The 14,391-nt window shown below is 64.5% G+C and carries 11 protein-coding genes; 8 read left to right on the top strand and 3 right to left on the bottom strand.

Annotation, left to right across the window (positions count from 1 at the left end):
* Positions 1-10 precede the first annotated feature (10 nt).
* From frc to UNPA324_RS18820, 3 genes are all read right to left on the bottom strand, one after another.
* Positions 11-1,288, bottom strand: coding sequence for a formyl-CoA transferase (gene frc, locus UNPA324_RS18830; protein ID WP_128919007.1), 1,278 nt, complete (start codon positions 1,286-1,288; stop codon positions 11-13).
* 66 nt (positions 1,289-1,354) lie between these two features.
* Positions 1,355-3,088, bottom strand: a complete 1,734-nt coding sequence (gene oxc / locus UNPA324_RS18825) for an oxalyl-CoA decarboxylase (RefSeq protein ID WP_141935324.1) — start codon at positions 3,086-3,088, stop codon at positions 1,355-1,357.
* Positions 3,089-3,149: 61 nt separating this feature from the next.
* A complete protein-coding gene (locus UNPA324_RS18820) occupies positions 3,150-3,845 on the bottom strand; it encodes a GntR family transcriptional regulator (protein WP_164936202.1) in 696 nt (231 codons plus the stop codon).
* A gap of 350 nt (positions 3,846-4,195) precedes the next feature.
* Between UNPA324_RS18820 and UNPA324_RS18815 the strand changes: the two genes are divergently transcribed.
* The 8 genes from UNPA324_RS18815 (at position 4,196) to UNPA324_RS18780 (ending at position 14,386) form a co-directional block, all read left to right on the top strand.
* Positions 4,196-6,325: an acetate--CoA ligase family protein gene (locus tag UNPA324_RS18815; protein WP_128919009.1), complete on the top strand. Its 2,130-nt coding sequence runs from the start codon at positions 4,196-4,198 to the stop codon at positions 6,323-6,325.
* Positions 6,326-6,382: 57 nt separating this feature from the next.
* Complete coding sequence (locus tag UNPA324_RS18810; RefSeq protein WP_128919010.1) at positions 6,383-7,222, top strand: IclR family transcriptional regulator; 840 nt, start codon at positions 6,383-6,385, stop codon at positions 7,220-7,222.
* 108 nt (positions 7,223-7,330) lie between these two features.
* Positions 7,331-8,131, top strand: a complete 801-nt coding sequence (locus UNPA324_RS18805) for an NYN domain-containing protein (protein WP_141935323.1) — start codon at positions 7,331-7,333, stop codon at positions 8,129-8,131.
* An 83-nt stretch (positions 8,132-8,214) separates the two neighbouring features.
* A complete protein-coding gene (locus UNPA324_RS18800) occupies positions 8,215-10,017 on the top strand; it encodes an adenine deaminase C-terminal domain-containing protein (protein WP_141935322.1) in 1,803 nt (600 codons plus the stop codon).
* A 152-nt stretch (positions 10,018-10,169) separates the two neighbouring features.
* Positions 10,170-11,960, top strand: a complete 1,791-nt coding sequence (gene gcl / locus UNPA324_RS18795; protein ID WP_128919013.1) for a glyoxylate carboligase — start codon at positions 10,170-10,172, stop codon at positions 11,958-11,960.
* A gap of 14 nt (positions 11,961-11,974) precedes the next feature.
* Positions 11,975-12,760, top strand: coding sequence for a hydroxypyruvate isomerase (gene hyi, locus UNPA324_RS18790; protein WP_128919014.1), 786 nt, complete (start codon positions 11,975-11,977; stop codon positions 12,758-12,760).
* Between the two features lie 241 nt (positions 12,761-13,001).
* Positions 13,002-13,889 (top strand): 2-hydroxy-3-oxopropionate reductase, encoded by an 888-nt coding sequence (locus tag UNPA324_RS18785; RefSeq protein ID WP_128919015.1) that lies wholly within the window; start codon positions 13,002-13,004, stop codon positions 13,887-13,889.
* A gap of 113 nt (positions 13,890-14,002) precedes the next feature.
* The gene (locus UNPA324_RS18780; protein ID WP_128919016.1) at positions 14,003-14,386 is read left to right on the top strand and encodes a DUF1236 domain-containing protein; all 384 of its coding nucleotides are present in this window, start codon (positions 14,003-14,005) and stop codon (positions 14,384-14,386) included.
* Positions 14,387-14,391 lie beyond the last annotated feature (5 nt).

Here is a 14,391-nt window from a genome sequence, read left to right as displayed (position 1 = left end):
ATTGCTCCGCTTACTCCGCGGCCTGCTTCTGCGGCGGGTCGAGGGCGCCGGACTTGTGGATCTCGGCGACCTGGTGGTCCGAGAAGCCGAGCACCTGGCGCAGGACCTCGTCGGTGTGCTCGCCGAGCAGCGGGGAGCGCTCCACCTCGCTCGGGCTATCCGACAGCTTGATCGGGTTGCCGACCGAGATGTACTTGCCGCGGGTGGGGTGGTCGACTTCGACCAAGGTGCCGGTGGCGCGCAGCGACTGGTCCTCGATGATCTCCTTCATCGACAGGATCGGGCCGCAGGGGATGTCGTCCTTGTTGAGGATTTCCATCGCCTCGAACTTGGTCTTGGTCATCGTCCACTGTTCGATGCGGGCGAAGATCTCGTTGAGGCGCGACAGCCGGGCCGGCGGCTTGGCGTAGTCGGGATGGGTCTTCCAGCCGGGTTCGCCGATCACGTCGCAGATCTTCTCCCAGACCGGCGCCTGGGTGATGAAGTAGAGGTAGGCGTTGGGATCGGTCTCCCAGCCTTTGCACTTGACGATGCGGCCGGGCTGGCCGCCGCCGGAATCGTTGCCGGCGCGCGGCACGGCGTCGCCGAACGGAATGCCTTCGCCGTACTGGCTGTATTCCTTGAGGGGGCCGTGGGCGAGGCGCTGCTGGTCGCGCAGCTTGACGCGGGCGAGGTTGAGCACGCCGTCCTGCATCGCGGCGGTGACGCGCTGGCCCTTGCCCGAATGCGTGCGCTGATACAGCGCGGTGACGATGCCGAGCGCCAGGTGCAGGCCGGTGCCGCTATCGCCGATCTGCGCGCCGGTGACGAGCGGAAGACCGTCGCGGAAGCCGGTGGTGGAGGCGGCGCCGCCGGTGCACTGCGCGACGTTCTCATAGACCTTGCAGTCTTCGTACGGTCCCGGGCCAAAGCCCTTGATCGAGGCGACGATCATCTTCGGGTTGATCTGTTGGATCTTCTCCCAGGGGAAGCCCATGCGGTCGAGCACGCCGGGGCCGAAATTCTCGACCAGCACGTCGCACTTCTTGATCAGCTCGGTGAGGACTTCCTTGCCCTTGGGGTTCTTGGTGTCGAGCGTGATCGAGCGCTTGTTGTGGTTGAGCATGGTGAAATACAGGCTGTCCACGTTCGGGATGTCCTGCAGCTGGCCGCGGGTGATGTCACCCACGCCCGGACGTTCCACCTTGATCACGTCAGCGCCGAACCACGCCAGCAGCTGCGTGCAGGTCGGTCCGGACTGGACGTGGGTGAAGTCGAGAATGCGAACGCCCGTGAGCGCTTTGGTCATCGTGTTGCTCCGTACTCTTTTGTCTGCCCCCGCCAACCGCAGGGATTAAGGGTTGATGGGGTGGACTTATTTCTTCTTCTGCAGGACGCTCTGCGGATTGAGGTTGCCGATGCGGCCGCTTTCCGAGCCCGCGGCCGGATCGATCACCGCATTGATGAGCGTCGGCTTGCCGGACTTCATCGCTTCGTTGACGGCGCGCTTGAGCTCGTCGGGCGAGGTGGCATTCATGCCGATGCCGCCGAAGGCTTCCATCATCTTGTCGTAGCGCGCGCCCTTGACGAACACGGTCGTCGCAGGATCGGCGTTGGCGCCGTTGACGTCGGTGCCGCGATAGATGCCGTCATTGTTGAAGATGACGACGCAGATCGGCAAATTGTAGCGGCAGATGGTCTCGACCTCCATGCCGGAGAAACCGAAAGCCGAATCGCCTTCCACCGCCAGCACGGGGTGGCCGGTCTCGAGCGCGGCGGCGATCGCCTGGCCCATGCCGATGCCCATCACGCCCCAGGTGCCGACGTCCAGACGCTTGCGCGGCCGGTACATGTCGATGACGCCGCGGGCAAGGTCGAGCGTGTTGGCGCCTTCGTTGACGAGGATCGCCTCGGGATATTCCTTGATGACGTTCTTCAGCACGCCGAGCGCGCCGTGATAGTCCATCGGCGACTTGTTGTTCATCAGCTTCGGCGCCATCTTGGCGACGTTCTCTTCGCGCTTGGACGAGATCGCCTTGGTCCATTCGGCGGGCGGGGCGGTCCAGCCCGCTCCCATCGCCTGGTTGAAGGCGGAGACGACCGAGCCGATGTCACCGACCACGGGCGCGACGATCTCGACGTTGGAATCCATCTCGCGCGGCTCGATGTCGACCTGGATGAACTTCTTGGGCGCTTCGCCCCAGCTCTTGCCCTTGCCGTGCGACAGCAGCCAGTTCAGTCGCGCGCCGATCAGCAGCACGACGTCGGATTCTTTGAGCACGGTCGAGCGGGCCGCACCGGCGCACTGCGGATGGGTGTCGGGGAGCAGGCCCTTGGCCATGCTCATCGGCAGGAACGGCACGCCGCTCTTCTCGACGAAATTCTTGATCTCCTCATCGGCCTGCGCGTAGGCGGCGCCCTTGCCGAGGATGATGAGCGGACGCTTGGCGCTCTTCAGCACATCGAGCGCGCGCTTCACCGAAGCGGGCGAGGGGATCTGCGCCGGGGCTGCGTCGATCACCTTGACCAGCGACTTCCGGCCGGCATCGGCGCTCATGACCTGGCCGAACAGCTTTGCCGGCAGGTCGAGATAGACGCCGCCGGGACGGCCCGAGACCGCAGCGCGGATGGCGCGGGCAAAACCGATGCCGATGTCCTGGGCGTGCAGCACGCGATAGGCCGCCTTGCACAGCGGCTTTGCGATCGCGAGCTGGTCCATCTCCTCGTAGTCGCCCTGCTGGAGGTCGACGATCTCGCGCTCGGAGGAGCCCGAGACCAGGATCATCGGGTAGCAGTTGGTGGTGGCGTGCGCGAGCGCGGTGAGACCGTTGAGGAAGCCGGGCGCGGAGACCGTGAGGCAGACGCCGGGCTTCTTGGTGAGATAGCCGGCGATGCCCGCGGCGTAACCGGCGTTCTGCTCGTGGCGGAAGGAGATCACACGAATGCCGGCGGCCTGCGCCATACGGCCCAAATCCGTGATCGGGATGCCCGGCACATTATAGATGGTGTTGATGCCGTTCAGCTTGAGCGCGTCGATGACGAGATGGAAGCCATCCGTCAGTTCCTGCTCGGTGCCCGGTGCCTCGGACTTGGTCGCGGTATTCAGCATGGGCCTTCTCTCCCTGGTCTCAGATAGTGGGGCGAATTGTTCGCCCTTCTGGTGAACGTTGCTAAGTGAAGAGTTCCTGACCATGCGCTTCGACGTAAGCGGCAAGGCCAAGGGTGTGGTCGCGGGCGCGCTTCTCGGCGAGCTCGGTGTCGCGCGCTTCGAGTGCTTCGATCATGCCGAGATGCTCGGGGAGCGAGGTCGCGGTGCGGTCCTTGCGTCCGATGGTCAGCTGGCGATAGCCGCGCACGTGCAGCAAGAGGTCGTTGGTGAGATCGACCAGCACCGGCGATTCCGACAGCGAGATCAGCGCCTGGTGGAAGGCGATGTTGGCCTTGGAATATTCCTCGACGTGATCTTCCGGCAGGCGGTCCTTGCCGAAATCCTTGAAGAAGTCGCGCAGCGCCGTGATGTCCTTCTTCCGCGCGGTGGTGGTGATGAGGCGCGCGGCCATGCTCTCCAGCGCCGCCCAGGCGCGGATCATGTCGACGATCTCGCTCTTGGTCCGGCGCACCACCATGATGCCGCGGCGTGGAACCGTCTTCACGAAACCATCTTGTTCCAGCATCGCGATGGCTTCGCGGATCGGCGTACGGCTGACACCCAGGCGCTCGGACAGCGCGCGCTCGTCGAGCATCACCGGCTCGGGCGTCGAATAGATGTCCATCTTGAGGATGGCTTCCTTCAAGGCGTCATACGCCTTGTTCTTGAAGCTGCTCTCCGGGGCAATACGAACGATTGCGATGTCTGCCTCGGCCATGTTCGGCAACGCCTTGGTTGGTTTCCGTAGTGACACGACGAATCTCCTCCAGTGGGAGTCGTCTTTTACAGGAATATTAACGGGAAAGTTTTTGGCATACCACATGCCAGAATGTCAAGGCGGCTATTTTTTGCGGCGTTCCGAGCCATGCACTAGCTTGACAAGTTGGCTTCTGGCATACCAAATGCCATCGCCAGCCATTTTTGATCCAAGGCGGCGGAGTCATCTCAGGCTTTATGCCGCTCCGGCCCGCGACATGGAACAGAGCGCGGCGAATGGCAAGCATCACGGGCAGCCGCAAACACGCGCGCGCTTTGCAAAGAACGAACTGAGGTCAAGGGAGAAGCCACATGTCCAATTCCAAAGATGCCGTCCGCAAGGTGCTTGACCAGGTCAAGGCGGACAACCGCACCAGCCTGACGGCCCCGGAAGGCAAGCTGGTCTGCGACGCCTACGGCATTCCAGTGCCGAAGGAGGGCGTGGCCAAGTCGGCGGGCGAGGCCGGCAAGATGGCCTCCGCGATGGGCTTCCCGGTGGTGATGAAGATCGTCTCGCCGGACATTCTCCACAAGACCGAAGCCGGCGGCGTCATCGTCGGCCTTAAGACGGCCGATGAGGCCGAGAAGGCCTACGAGACCATTCTCGGCAACGCCAAGAAGTACAAGGCCGACGCCAAGATCGAAGGCGTTCAGGTGCAGCAGATGCTGGCCGGCGGCACCGAAGTGATCGTCGGTTCGATCACCGACGGCTCGTTCGGCAAGCTGGTCGCCTTCGGCCTCGGCGGCGTGCTGGTCGAGGTGCTCAAGGACATCACCTTCCGCCTCGCGCCCGCGACCAAGGAAGACGCGCTGTCGATGCTCGACGGCATCCAGGCGCATGAGATCCTGAAGGGCGTGCGCGGCGGGGAGCCGGTAAACCGCACCGCGCTTGCCGACGTCATCGTCAAGGTCTCGCAACTCGTCACCGATTTCCCTGAAATCGTCGAGCTCGACCTCAATCCGGTGTTCGCGACGCCGAAGGGCGCGACCGCCGCCGACGTCCGCATCGTCGTCGACTTCGCCTATGTGCCGAAACCCAAGCCGCGCCCGACCGAAGAGATCGTGGCTGCGATGAACCGCATCATGCAGCCCAAAGCGGTCGCCGTGGTCGGCGCCTCCGCCGAGGACGGCAAGATCGGCAACTCCGTGATGAAGAACCTCATCAACGGCGGCTACAAGGGCGATATCTATCCGATTCACCCCAAGGCCGCCGAGATCCTCGGCTACAAGGCGTATAAGAGCGTCAAGGACGTCCCTGGCGTGATCGACGTCGCGGTGTTCGCGATCCCCGCCAAGTTCGTGGCCGCGGCGCTCACCGAATGCGGCGAGAAGAAGATCCCCGGCGCGGTTCTGATTCCGTCGGGCTTCGCTGAAGCCGGCGCGCCGGAGCTGCAGGCCGAGATCGTCGAGGTCGGCAAGAAGTACGACATCCGCCTGATGGGGCCGAACATCTACGGCTTCTATTATACGCCGGCCAATCTCTGCGCGACCTTCTGCACGGCTTACGACGTCAAGGGACATGCGGCGCTGTCGTCGCAGTCGGGCGGCATCGGCATGGCCATCATCGGCTTCTCGCGTTCGGCCAAAATGGGCGTTTCCGCGATCGTCGGCCTCGGCAACAAGTCCGATATCGACGAGGACGATCTGCTCGCCTTCTTCGAGCAGGATCCCAACACGAACCTGATCGCGCAGCACTGCGAAGACCTCAAGGACGGTCGCGCCTTTGCGGAAGCGGCAAAACGCGTCTCCAAGAAGAAGCCGGTCGTCGTGCTCAAGGCCGGTCGCACCTCGGCCGGCGCCAAGGCGGCCTCGTCGCACACCGGCGCGCTCGCCGGTAACGACAAGATCTACGAGGACGTTCTGGCGCAGTCGGGCGTGATCCGGGCCCGCAGCCTGCGGCAACTGCTCGAATTCGCCCGCGGCGTGCCCGTGCTGCCGACGCCGAAGGGCGAGAACGTGTTGATCATCACGGGTGCCGGCGGCTCCGGCGTGCTGCTGTCGGATTCCTGCGTCGACAACGGCCTGTCGCTGATGTCGATGCCGCCGGATCTCGATGCGGCCTTCCGCAAGTTCATTCCGCCGTTCGGTGCGGCCGGAAATCCTGTGGATATCACCGGCGGCGAACCGCCGATCACCTACGTCAACACGGTGAAGCTCGGCCTCTCCGATGAGCGCATCCATTCGTTGATCCTCGGCTACTGGCACACCATCGTCACCCCACCGATGGTGTTCGCCCGCAACATGGTCGAGGTGAAGAAGGAGATGGAGGCCAAGGGTTTTGTGAAGCCGATCGTGGCGTCACTGGCCGGCGACGTCGAGGTCGAGGAGGCCGCCGAATATCTCTACCAGAACGGCATCCCGGCCTATGCCTATTCGACCGAGCTTCCGGTCGAGGTGCTCGGCGCCAAGTATAAGTGGGCGCGCGGCGCGGGCCTGCTCTAAGACGAAGACTTTCACCTCTCCCCGTCCGCGGGGAGAGGTGGTAAGGGTCAGGTCGCGATGAGCAAGAACGTGATCCGGCGTAAATCCCTCGAAGCTCGGCCTGCAGCGGAGGCCGATCGTGACGGCGGCGTGCAGTCCGTCGACCGTGCGCTGTCGATCCTGGAAACACTGGCCGAGGACGACGAGGGCTACCGCCTCAGCGATCTCGCGATCCGCACGGGCCTGTCGGCCTCCACCGTACATCGCCTGCTCGCGACGCTGGAGAGTCGTCGTTTCGTGCAGTTCGACCGCGCCGAATCCAAATGGCATGTCGGCGTGCGCAGCTTTACCGTGGGCGCGAGCTTTGCGCGGCGGCGCAATTTCACCGCGCAGGCCATTCCCTATTTGCGCAAGCTGCGCGATCTCACCCGCGAGACCGCCAATCTCGCGGTGGTCGACGACGAATTCATCATCGTGCTGACCCGCATGGAGAGCCGCGAGATCATGCGTTCGCTGACCAAGGTGGGCGGCCGCGTTGCGATGGTGACCTCAGGCGTCGGCAAGGCCGTGCTCGCGACCTATTCCGACGAAGACGTCGGCGCCGTCATCCGCCATCACGGCATGCCACGCCTCACTGAAAAATCCATCGTGCGACCGAGCGACCTGTTCAGGGAGCTCGCAACGATCCGGAAGCAGGGCTTCGCGGTGGATGACGAGGAGGCCGAGATGGGTCTGCGCTGCGTCGCCGCAGTAGTCTACAACGCGCTGGCTGAACCGTTGGCAGCGATCTCGGTCTCCGGCCTGACCAGCCGCGTCACCGACGGGCGGCTCCCGGAGATCGGCCGCGTGGTGCGCGAGGTGGCGGCGGAACTCACGGTGGCGCTTGGGGGCGTGACGCCGGCGATTAAGGCGGATTGAGCCGGGTTTGCGCTCCCAAGCGCCGCATTCAAATAAATCAGCTCTGGCGGCAAGCGCCCAGACATCGGTATATCCGTCCACCGTTGTCGCGTCCTCTTGGGGAACGTCATGCCTTCCGAGCTCCGTTCGCCGCGTCTCGCGGTTCTGATCGACGCCGACAATGCCTCCGCGAAGATCGCGGACGGACTGTTCGAGGAGATTGCCAAGATCGGCGAGGCCAGCGTCCGCCGCATTTACGGCGACTTCTCCAACGCGCGATCCAGGGGCTGGGCCGACATCCTGTCGAAGCACGCCATCATCCCGCAGCAGCAGTTCGCCTATACGACCGGGAAGAACGCCTCCGACATCACGCTGGTCATCGACGCGATGGACCTGCTTCACAGCGGCCGGTTCGACGGCTTTTGCCTGGTGTCGTCCGACAGCGACTTTACCCGCCTGGCCGCCCGCATCCGGGAGCAGGGCGTCGATGTCTTTGGGTTCGGCGAGCAGAAGACGCCCGAAAGCTTCAGACAGGCCTGCCGAAGGTTCGTCTACACGGAGAACCTCCTCGCCGGCACCGCGGCCACCCAGGACGCTGCCTCGAAGTCAGCGTCGCTTCAGCCGCCCGATGCTGCCACGCCCATCATCAAGAAGGTCATCACCCAGATGGAGAGCGAGGACGGCTGGGTCGCGCTTGGTGAAGTCGGGCGGCAACTCGCCAATCTGGCTTCCGATTTTGATCCAAGGACTTACGGCTTCCGCAAGCTGAGCGACCTCGTGCGGAAGACGAATTCGTTCGAGATCGACGAGCCGAAGGGTCGCGCGATGCGGATTCGGGTCAAGGCCGCCGCCGCGCCGCCGCGGAGAAGGCGGAACCCGCGCAGATCTTCGGCAGCGGGGACGGCAGGAGGTTCGGCGCCTAAAGCGTAAGCACAGGTGCCGTTTTATTTGAATTGCCGAGCCGGCCCGCGGGCGCAACCATTGCTGGGCTGTTTCGGTCACGCGAGGGCCCCATGACAACACTCACCCGCTTTGCCGTCGCGCCGCTGCACGGCATGACGCGCCGCCTTGCCGACGTCGCTTCCGCGCGCCTCGCGCCCGAACTCGTCATCACTGGCGCTCGGGTGCTTTCGACCTATTCGGAGCGCATCCACGTCAACCGCGAGGTCTGGGTCACCGGTGGCCGCATTGCAGCCGTGAAGCCGACCGGAGCAGCGAAGAAGACCTGGAGCAGCGTGCCGCTCTACGACGCCGCCGGCGGCATCGTCGCACCCGGCTTGGTCGATCCGCACATCCACATCGAATCCTCGATGGTGACCGCCTGCGCTTATGCGGAGGCAGCGCTGCTGAACGGCACCACCACGATCTTCTGCGACAGCCACGAGATCGGCAACGTCATGGATGTCGCCGGCGTCGAGGCGATGCTGGAGGACGCGCGCCAGGCGCCGCTCTCGATTTTCTTGACGGTGCCTTCGACAGTCCCTGCGACATCGGCTGAACTCGAGACGGCTGGCGGTGATCTCACGCCCGACAAGATCGCGGGTCTGTTCGATCGCTGGCCCGAAGCCGTGGCACTCGGCGAGAAGATGGACTTTGTGCCGGTGACGATGGGCGACGAGCGCAGCCATGCGATCCTCGCTGCCGCCCTGAAGCGGGGACGGCCGGTGTCCGGCCACGTCTACGGCCGCGAATTCGTCGCGGCCTATGCGGCGTCAGGCGTCACCGACACGCACGAAGCGATCGACCGCGACATCGCCGACGATCTGCTCGACGCCGGCGTCTGGGTGTTCCTGCGTGGCGGCCCGCCGACGACGCCCTGGCACTCGCTGCCGCAGGCAATCCGCACCATCACGGAGCTCGGGGCCTCGCACAAGCGCACGGCGGTGTGCACCGACGACCGCGATGCCGACGATTTGCTTCTGTTCGGTCTCGACTGGGTGGTGCGCGAAGCCGTCAAGGCGGGGATGTCGCCGGAGCAGGCCTGGTCGATGGGTTCTCTGCATGGCGCGGCGCGCTTCGGCATGGATGGCGACATCGGCGGGCTCGGCGGCGGCCGCCGCGCCGATCTGGTGCTGATGGACGATCAGCTCAAGCCGCAATGCACCTGGTATGGCGGCGAGCTCGTGGTCGAGCATGGCAAGATCACGCCACGTCTCGATCAGGCACTGTCGCAGCGCTATCAATATCCTGACGCGGCTTACGCGACCGTGAAGCTGCCGGGGAAGGTCAAGCTGACGCCGGAGCTTCCGGCAAAAGCGTGTACGGTCAACGCGATCAAGACCGCGCTGCCCGGCATCACGCTGATCCATGAGAAGGTGGCGATCGAACCCACAACGGACTGGCCGTCACTGTTTGAACGCTACGGCCTGTGCTTCGTCACCGTGGTCGAGCGGCATGGAAAATCCGCCGGCAATGTCGCCTACGGCCTCTTGAAGGATTTCGGCCTCAAGCGCGGCGCGGTCGCCTCCAGCGTCGGACACGACAGCCACAACATCATCGTCGCCGGTACCAACGAGCCCGACATGCAAGTTGCCATCGCCGCCATCAAGGCGCGGCAGGGCGGCGTTTGCGTCGTTGCCGACGGCGAGGTGAGGGCGCTGGTCCCGCTGCCGATTGCGGGCCTCCTGTCCGACAAGCGCGTTACGGAGGTGGCCGAAGAGGTCAAGGCGTTGAAGGAGGAATGGGCGGAGGCCGGCTGCACCATTCCCTACATGGGCTTCAATTTGATTCCCTTATCGGTCATTCCGGAAATTCGCATCACCGACAAGGGCCTCGTGCTGGTGCCGCAGATGGAGCTGGCGCCGCTGTTCGAGTGAGCCGCTTTCACGCGTTTCTGTATCTAACCGATTGAGGTTGCCGCAATTTCTCTGCGGCTGCCGCATCGTGGAAAATAAAACCGATCTCGTTGAGATCGGCTCCTGCACGCCTGATGATCTCGCTCGCTGACGCAACTCAAGCGAGGTCCGATATGGCGAAGATGCGAGCCGTCGATGCAGCCGTCCGAATTCTGGAGAAAGAGGGCATCTCGACCGCCTTCGGAGTTCCCGGGGCCGCGATCAATCCGCTTTACTCGGCGCTGAAGAAGCGCGGCTCGATCCGCCACATCCTGGCACGGCATGTCGAGGGCGCTTCGCACATGGCGGAGGGCTACACCCGCGCCAAGGCCGGCAACATCGGAGTCTGCATCGGAACCTCGGGGCCGGCGGGCACCGATATGATTACCGGGCTTTATTCGGCGATCGCCGATTCCGTTCCGATCCTCTGCATCACCGGGCAGGCGCCGCGCGCGCGGCTCTACAAGGAGGATTTCCAGGCGGTCGATATCGAGTCGATCGCAAAGCCCGTGACCAAATGGGCGGTCACCGTGCGCGAGCCGGCGCTGGTGCCGCGGGTGTTCAGCCAGGCTTTTCACGTCATGCGCTCGGGGCGGCCGGGGCCGGTGCTGATCGACATGCCGCTCGACGTGCAGCTCGCCGAGATCGAGTTCGACGACGAGACCTATGAGCCGCTGCCGGTCTACAAGCCCACCGCCACGCGCAAGCAGGTCGAGAAGGCGCTGGAGATGCTCAACGCCGCCGAGCGGCCGCTGATCGTCGCGGGCGGCGGCATCATCAACGCCGACGCTTCGGATCTGCTGGTGGAATTCGCCGAGATCGCCAACGTGCCGGTGGTGCCGACCCTGATGGGGTGGGGTGCGATCCCCGACGATCACGTGCTGATGGCCGGCATGGTCGGCCTTCAGACCAGCCATCGCTACGGCAACGCCACCATGCTCGAATCCGACTTCGTGCTCGGTATCGGCAACCGCTGGGCCAATCGTCACACCGGCTCGGTCGAGACCTACACCAAGGGCCGCACCTTCGTGCATGTCGACATCGAGCCGACGCAGATCGGGCGCGTGTTCAATCCCGATCTCGGCATCGTCTCGGACGCCAAGGCCGCGCTCGAGCTGTTCGTCACCGTCGCCAGGGAGTGGCGGCGGGCAGGCAGGCTCCGCGAGCGCCAGGCGTGGCCTGCGGCCTGCCGCGATCGCAAGAAGACGATGTTGCGCAAGAGTCATTTCGACAACGTTCCGATCAAGCCGCAGCGCGTCTATGAGGAGATGACCAAGGCCTTTGGTCGCGACACCTGCTACGTCACCGTGATCGGCCTGTCGCAGATCGCCGGCGCGCAGTTCCTCGGCGTCTATCGCCCGCGCAACTGGATCAATGCCGGGCAGGCGGGACCGCTCGGCTGGACCTTGCCCGCCGCCCTCGGCGTGCGCGCCGCGTGCCCGGATCGCGACATCGTCGCCCTGTCTGGCGATTACGACTTCCAGTTCCTGATCGAGGAGCTTGCGGTCGGGGCGCAGTTCAATCTGCCCTACATCCACGTCGTCGTGAACAATTCCTATCTCGGCCTGATCCGCCAGGCCCAGCGCGGCTTCGAGATGGACTATCACGTCCAGCTCTCCTTCGAGAACATCAACGCGCCCGAGATCGGCGTCTACGGCGTTGACCATGTCGCGGTCGCCGAAGGCCTCGGCTGCAAGGCGATCCGCGTCACCGATCCGAAGGACGCACAGGCTGCGTTCGCGAGCGCGCGCGAATTGATGGCCAAGCATCGCGTGCCCGTGGTGGTCGAGTTCATCCTCGAACGCGTGACCAACATCGCGATGGGCACGGAGATCGACAATATCGTCGAGTTCGAGGAGGTGCTGGACCTGCCGCTCGACGAGGTCGAGCGGGCGCGCCCGGGCGTGCTGCAGCCGGCGGAATAGGGGAGGACCGTATCATGCCGAAATTCGCCGCCAACCTCACCATGCTGTTCAACGAGATGCCGTTCCTCGACCGCTTCGCAGCGGCGAAGGCGGCGGGCTTTTCCGGGGTCGAGTATCTCTTTCCCTACGATTTCGATAAGGCGCAGCTGCGCGAGCAGCTCGAGGCCCACGGGCTGACCCAGGTGCTGCACAATCTGCCGGCCGGAAACTGGGCGGGGGGCGAGCGCGGCATCGCGATCCTGCCCGATCGCACCGCCGAATTCCGCGACGGTGTGTTCCGCGCCATCGACTATGCCAAGGCGCTCGATTGCGAGCAGCTGAACTGCCTCGTCGGTATTGCGGCTGTGGATGCCGATCCGCGCGAGCTTCAGGAGACGCTGGTTGGGAATCTGCGTTTTGCCGCCTCGACGCTGGCGCGCGAGAACATCAAGCTGCTGGTCGAGCCGATCAACACGCTCGATATTCCCGGCTTCTTCCTCAACGGCACCGAGCAGGCGGTGCAGCTGATCTCGGAGGTGCGGTCGAACAATCTGTTCGTGCAGTACGACATCTATCACATGCAGATCATGGAGGGCGATCTCGCCCGCACCATGCAGGAATATCTGCCTGAGATCGCCCACATCCAGCTCGCCGACAATCCCGGCCGGCACGAGCCGGGGACCGGCGAGATCAATTATCCCTTCCTGTTCCGCCACCTCGACGCGATCGGCTATCGCGGCTGGATCGGCTGCGAATACAAGCCGCGCACCACGACGCTGGAAGGACTTTCGTGGCACGCCGCGCAGACGTTCGAGACGTAGAAGATATCGAAGCCACAGTGACGGTGCGCTCCCTCTCCCGCGTGCGGGAGAGGGCTGAGGAGAGGGTGTGTCCGCAATGGGATTCGCGCGGTGCGGTGAAAATCCCCAAGCGGATAGAGCCCTCACCCGGCGCGCGGGACGATGCTTCGCATCGCCCGGACGCGCCGACCTCTCCCGCAAGCGGGAGAGGTGCACCGAGCCTGCGGATGAATCTTGCATATGCAACTGAGGAAAGCTTGACATGATCGACATCGGCTTCATCGGACTTGGCACCATGGGACGGCCGATGGCCGGCCACCTCCTTAGCGCGGGCCATCGCGTTCTCCTGCACGACGTCGCGCCCGTCGCGCCTGAGCTGATTGCGGCGGGCGGCGTTGCCTGCAAGTCGGCCAAGGAGGTCGCAGAGGAGGCCGATGCCGTGATCGTCATGGTGCCGGACACCCCGCATGTGGAGGCCGTGCTGTTCGGCAAGGACGGCGTTGCCAGCGGCATCTCCAAGGGCAAGATCGTCGTCGACATGAGCTCGATCTCGCCGCTCGCGACGAAGGAGTTCGCCAAGAAGATCGAGGCGCTGGGTGCCGACTATCTCGATGCGCCGGTCTCAGGCGGGGAGGTCGGCGCCAAGGCAGCGAGCCTCACCATCATGGTCGGCGGCCCGGAGCGGGCCTTCGGCACCATGAAGCCGGTCTTCGACAGGATGGGCAAGAACGTCACGCATGTCGGCGCCAATGGCGACGGCCAGACCACGAAGGTCGCCAACCAGATCATCGTCGCGCTGACGATCGAGGCCGTGAGCGAAGCGCTGCTGTTTGCGTCCAAGGCTGGTGCGAACCCTGCGCTGGTGCGCAAGGCGCTGATGGGCGGATTCGCCTCCTCGCGCATCCTCGAAGTGCACGGCGAGCGCATGGTGAAGCGCAATTTCGATCCCGGCTTCCGCATTGAGCTGCATCAGAAGGATCTCAATCTCGCGCTCGAAGGCGCGCGCTCGCTTGGCCTGTCGCTGCCGAGCACGGCGGTGGCGCAGCAATTGTTCTCGTCCTGCACCGCTCACGGCGGCAAGGGCTGGGATCATTCGGCCATGGTGCGAGCGCTGGAACTGATGGCGGGCCACGAGATAGCAGCCAGCTGAACTGTTACGCGGTAACACTCTCCAGCTTTGGAGCATCCTTGGGCATGCGGGAACCGGAACAATGATCCGGCCCCGCGGTTGAAGGCGCAGGACAACCACTGGAGATAAGCAACATGAAAACCCGTCTTGCGATTACGTTGGCTGCCGCGTCGCTGCTGGCGTCGAGCGCAGCCTTTGCCCAATCGACGACCGAACAAGGCGCCAGGGACGGCGCACGTGCCGGTGGCGACATCGGCGGACCGATCGGCGCAATGGTTGGCGGCACCGTCGGTGCAGCCGTCGGCGCCGGCCTCGAAATTCCGAATGCGGTGCTGGGCGGAATCCCGCGCGACGATTCGGTGGTGATCCACGAGCGCGTCGTGGTCGGCGAGCCGCTGCCGCCGACCGTGGTGCTCCGCCCCGTGCCGAATTACACCGAGTATCGCTATGCGGTCGTGAACAATCGCCGCGTGATCGTCGAACCGCGCACGCGCCGCGTCGTCAAGATCATCGACTGATCGGC

The organism is Bradyrhizobium sp. UNPA324, assembly GCF_006658635.1.
In the GTDB taxonomy this organism is placed as follows: domain Bacteria; phylum Pseudomonadota; class Alphaproteobacteria; order Rhizobiales; family Xanthobacteraceae; genus Bradyrhizobium; species Bradyrhizobium nanningense.
This window is presented reverse-complemented; position numbering and strand designations above follow the sequence as displayed.

Excerpts from the sequence above, each read along its gene's own strand:
- UNPA324_RS18780 (WP_128919016.1), top strand. The coding sequence starts at position 14,003 with ATGAAAACCCGTCTTGCGATTACGTTGGCTGCCGCGTCGCTGCTGGCG.
- frc (WP_128919007.1), bottom strand. The coding sequence starts at position 1,288 with ATGACCAAAGCGCTCACGGGCGTTCGCATTCTCGACTTCACCCACGTC.
- UNPA324_RS18815 (WP_128919009.1), top strand. The coding sequence starts at position 4,196 with ATGTCCAATTCCAAAGATGCCGTCCGCAAGGTGCTTGACCAGGTCAAG.
- UNPA324_RS18805 (WP_141935323.1), top strand. The coding sequence starts at position 7,331 with ATGCCTTCCGAGCTCCGTTCGCCGCGTCTCGCGGTTCTGATCGACGCC.
- UNPA324_RS18820 (WP_164936202.1), bottom strand. The coding sequence starts at position 3,845 with ATGGCCGAGGCAGACATCGCAATCGTTCGTATTGCCCCGGAGAGCAGC.
- UNPA324_RS18810 (WP_128919010.1), top strand. The coding sequence starts at position 6,383 with ATGAGCAAGAACGTGATCCGGCGTAAATCCCTCGAAGCTCGGCCTGCA.
- UNPA324_RS18785 (WP_128919015.1), top strand. The coding sequence starts at position 13,002 with ATGATCGACATCGGCTTCATCGGACTTGGCACCATGGGACGGCCGATG.
- oxc (WP_141935324.1), bottom strand. The coding sequence starts at position 3,088 with ATGCTGAATACCGCGACCAAGTCCGAGGCACCGGGCACCGAGCAGGAA.
- hyi (WP_128919014.1), top strand. The coding sequence starts at position 11,975 with ATGCCGAAATTCGCCGCCAACCTCACCATGCTGTTCAACGAGATGCCG.
- UNPA324_RS18800 (WP_141935322.1), top strand. The coding sequence starts at position 8,215 with ATGACAACACTCACCCGCTTTGCCGTCGCGCCGCTGCACGGCATGACG.
- gcl (WP_128919013.1), top strand. The coding sequence starts at position 10,170 with ATGGCGAAGATGCGAGCCGTCGATGCAGCCGTCCGAATTCTGGAGAAA.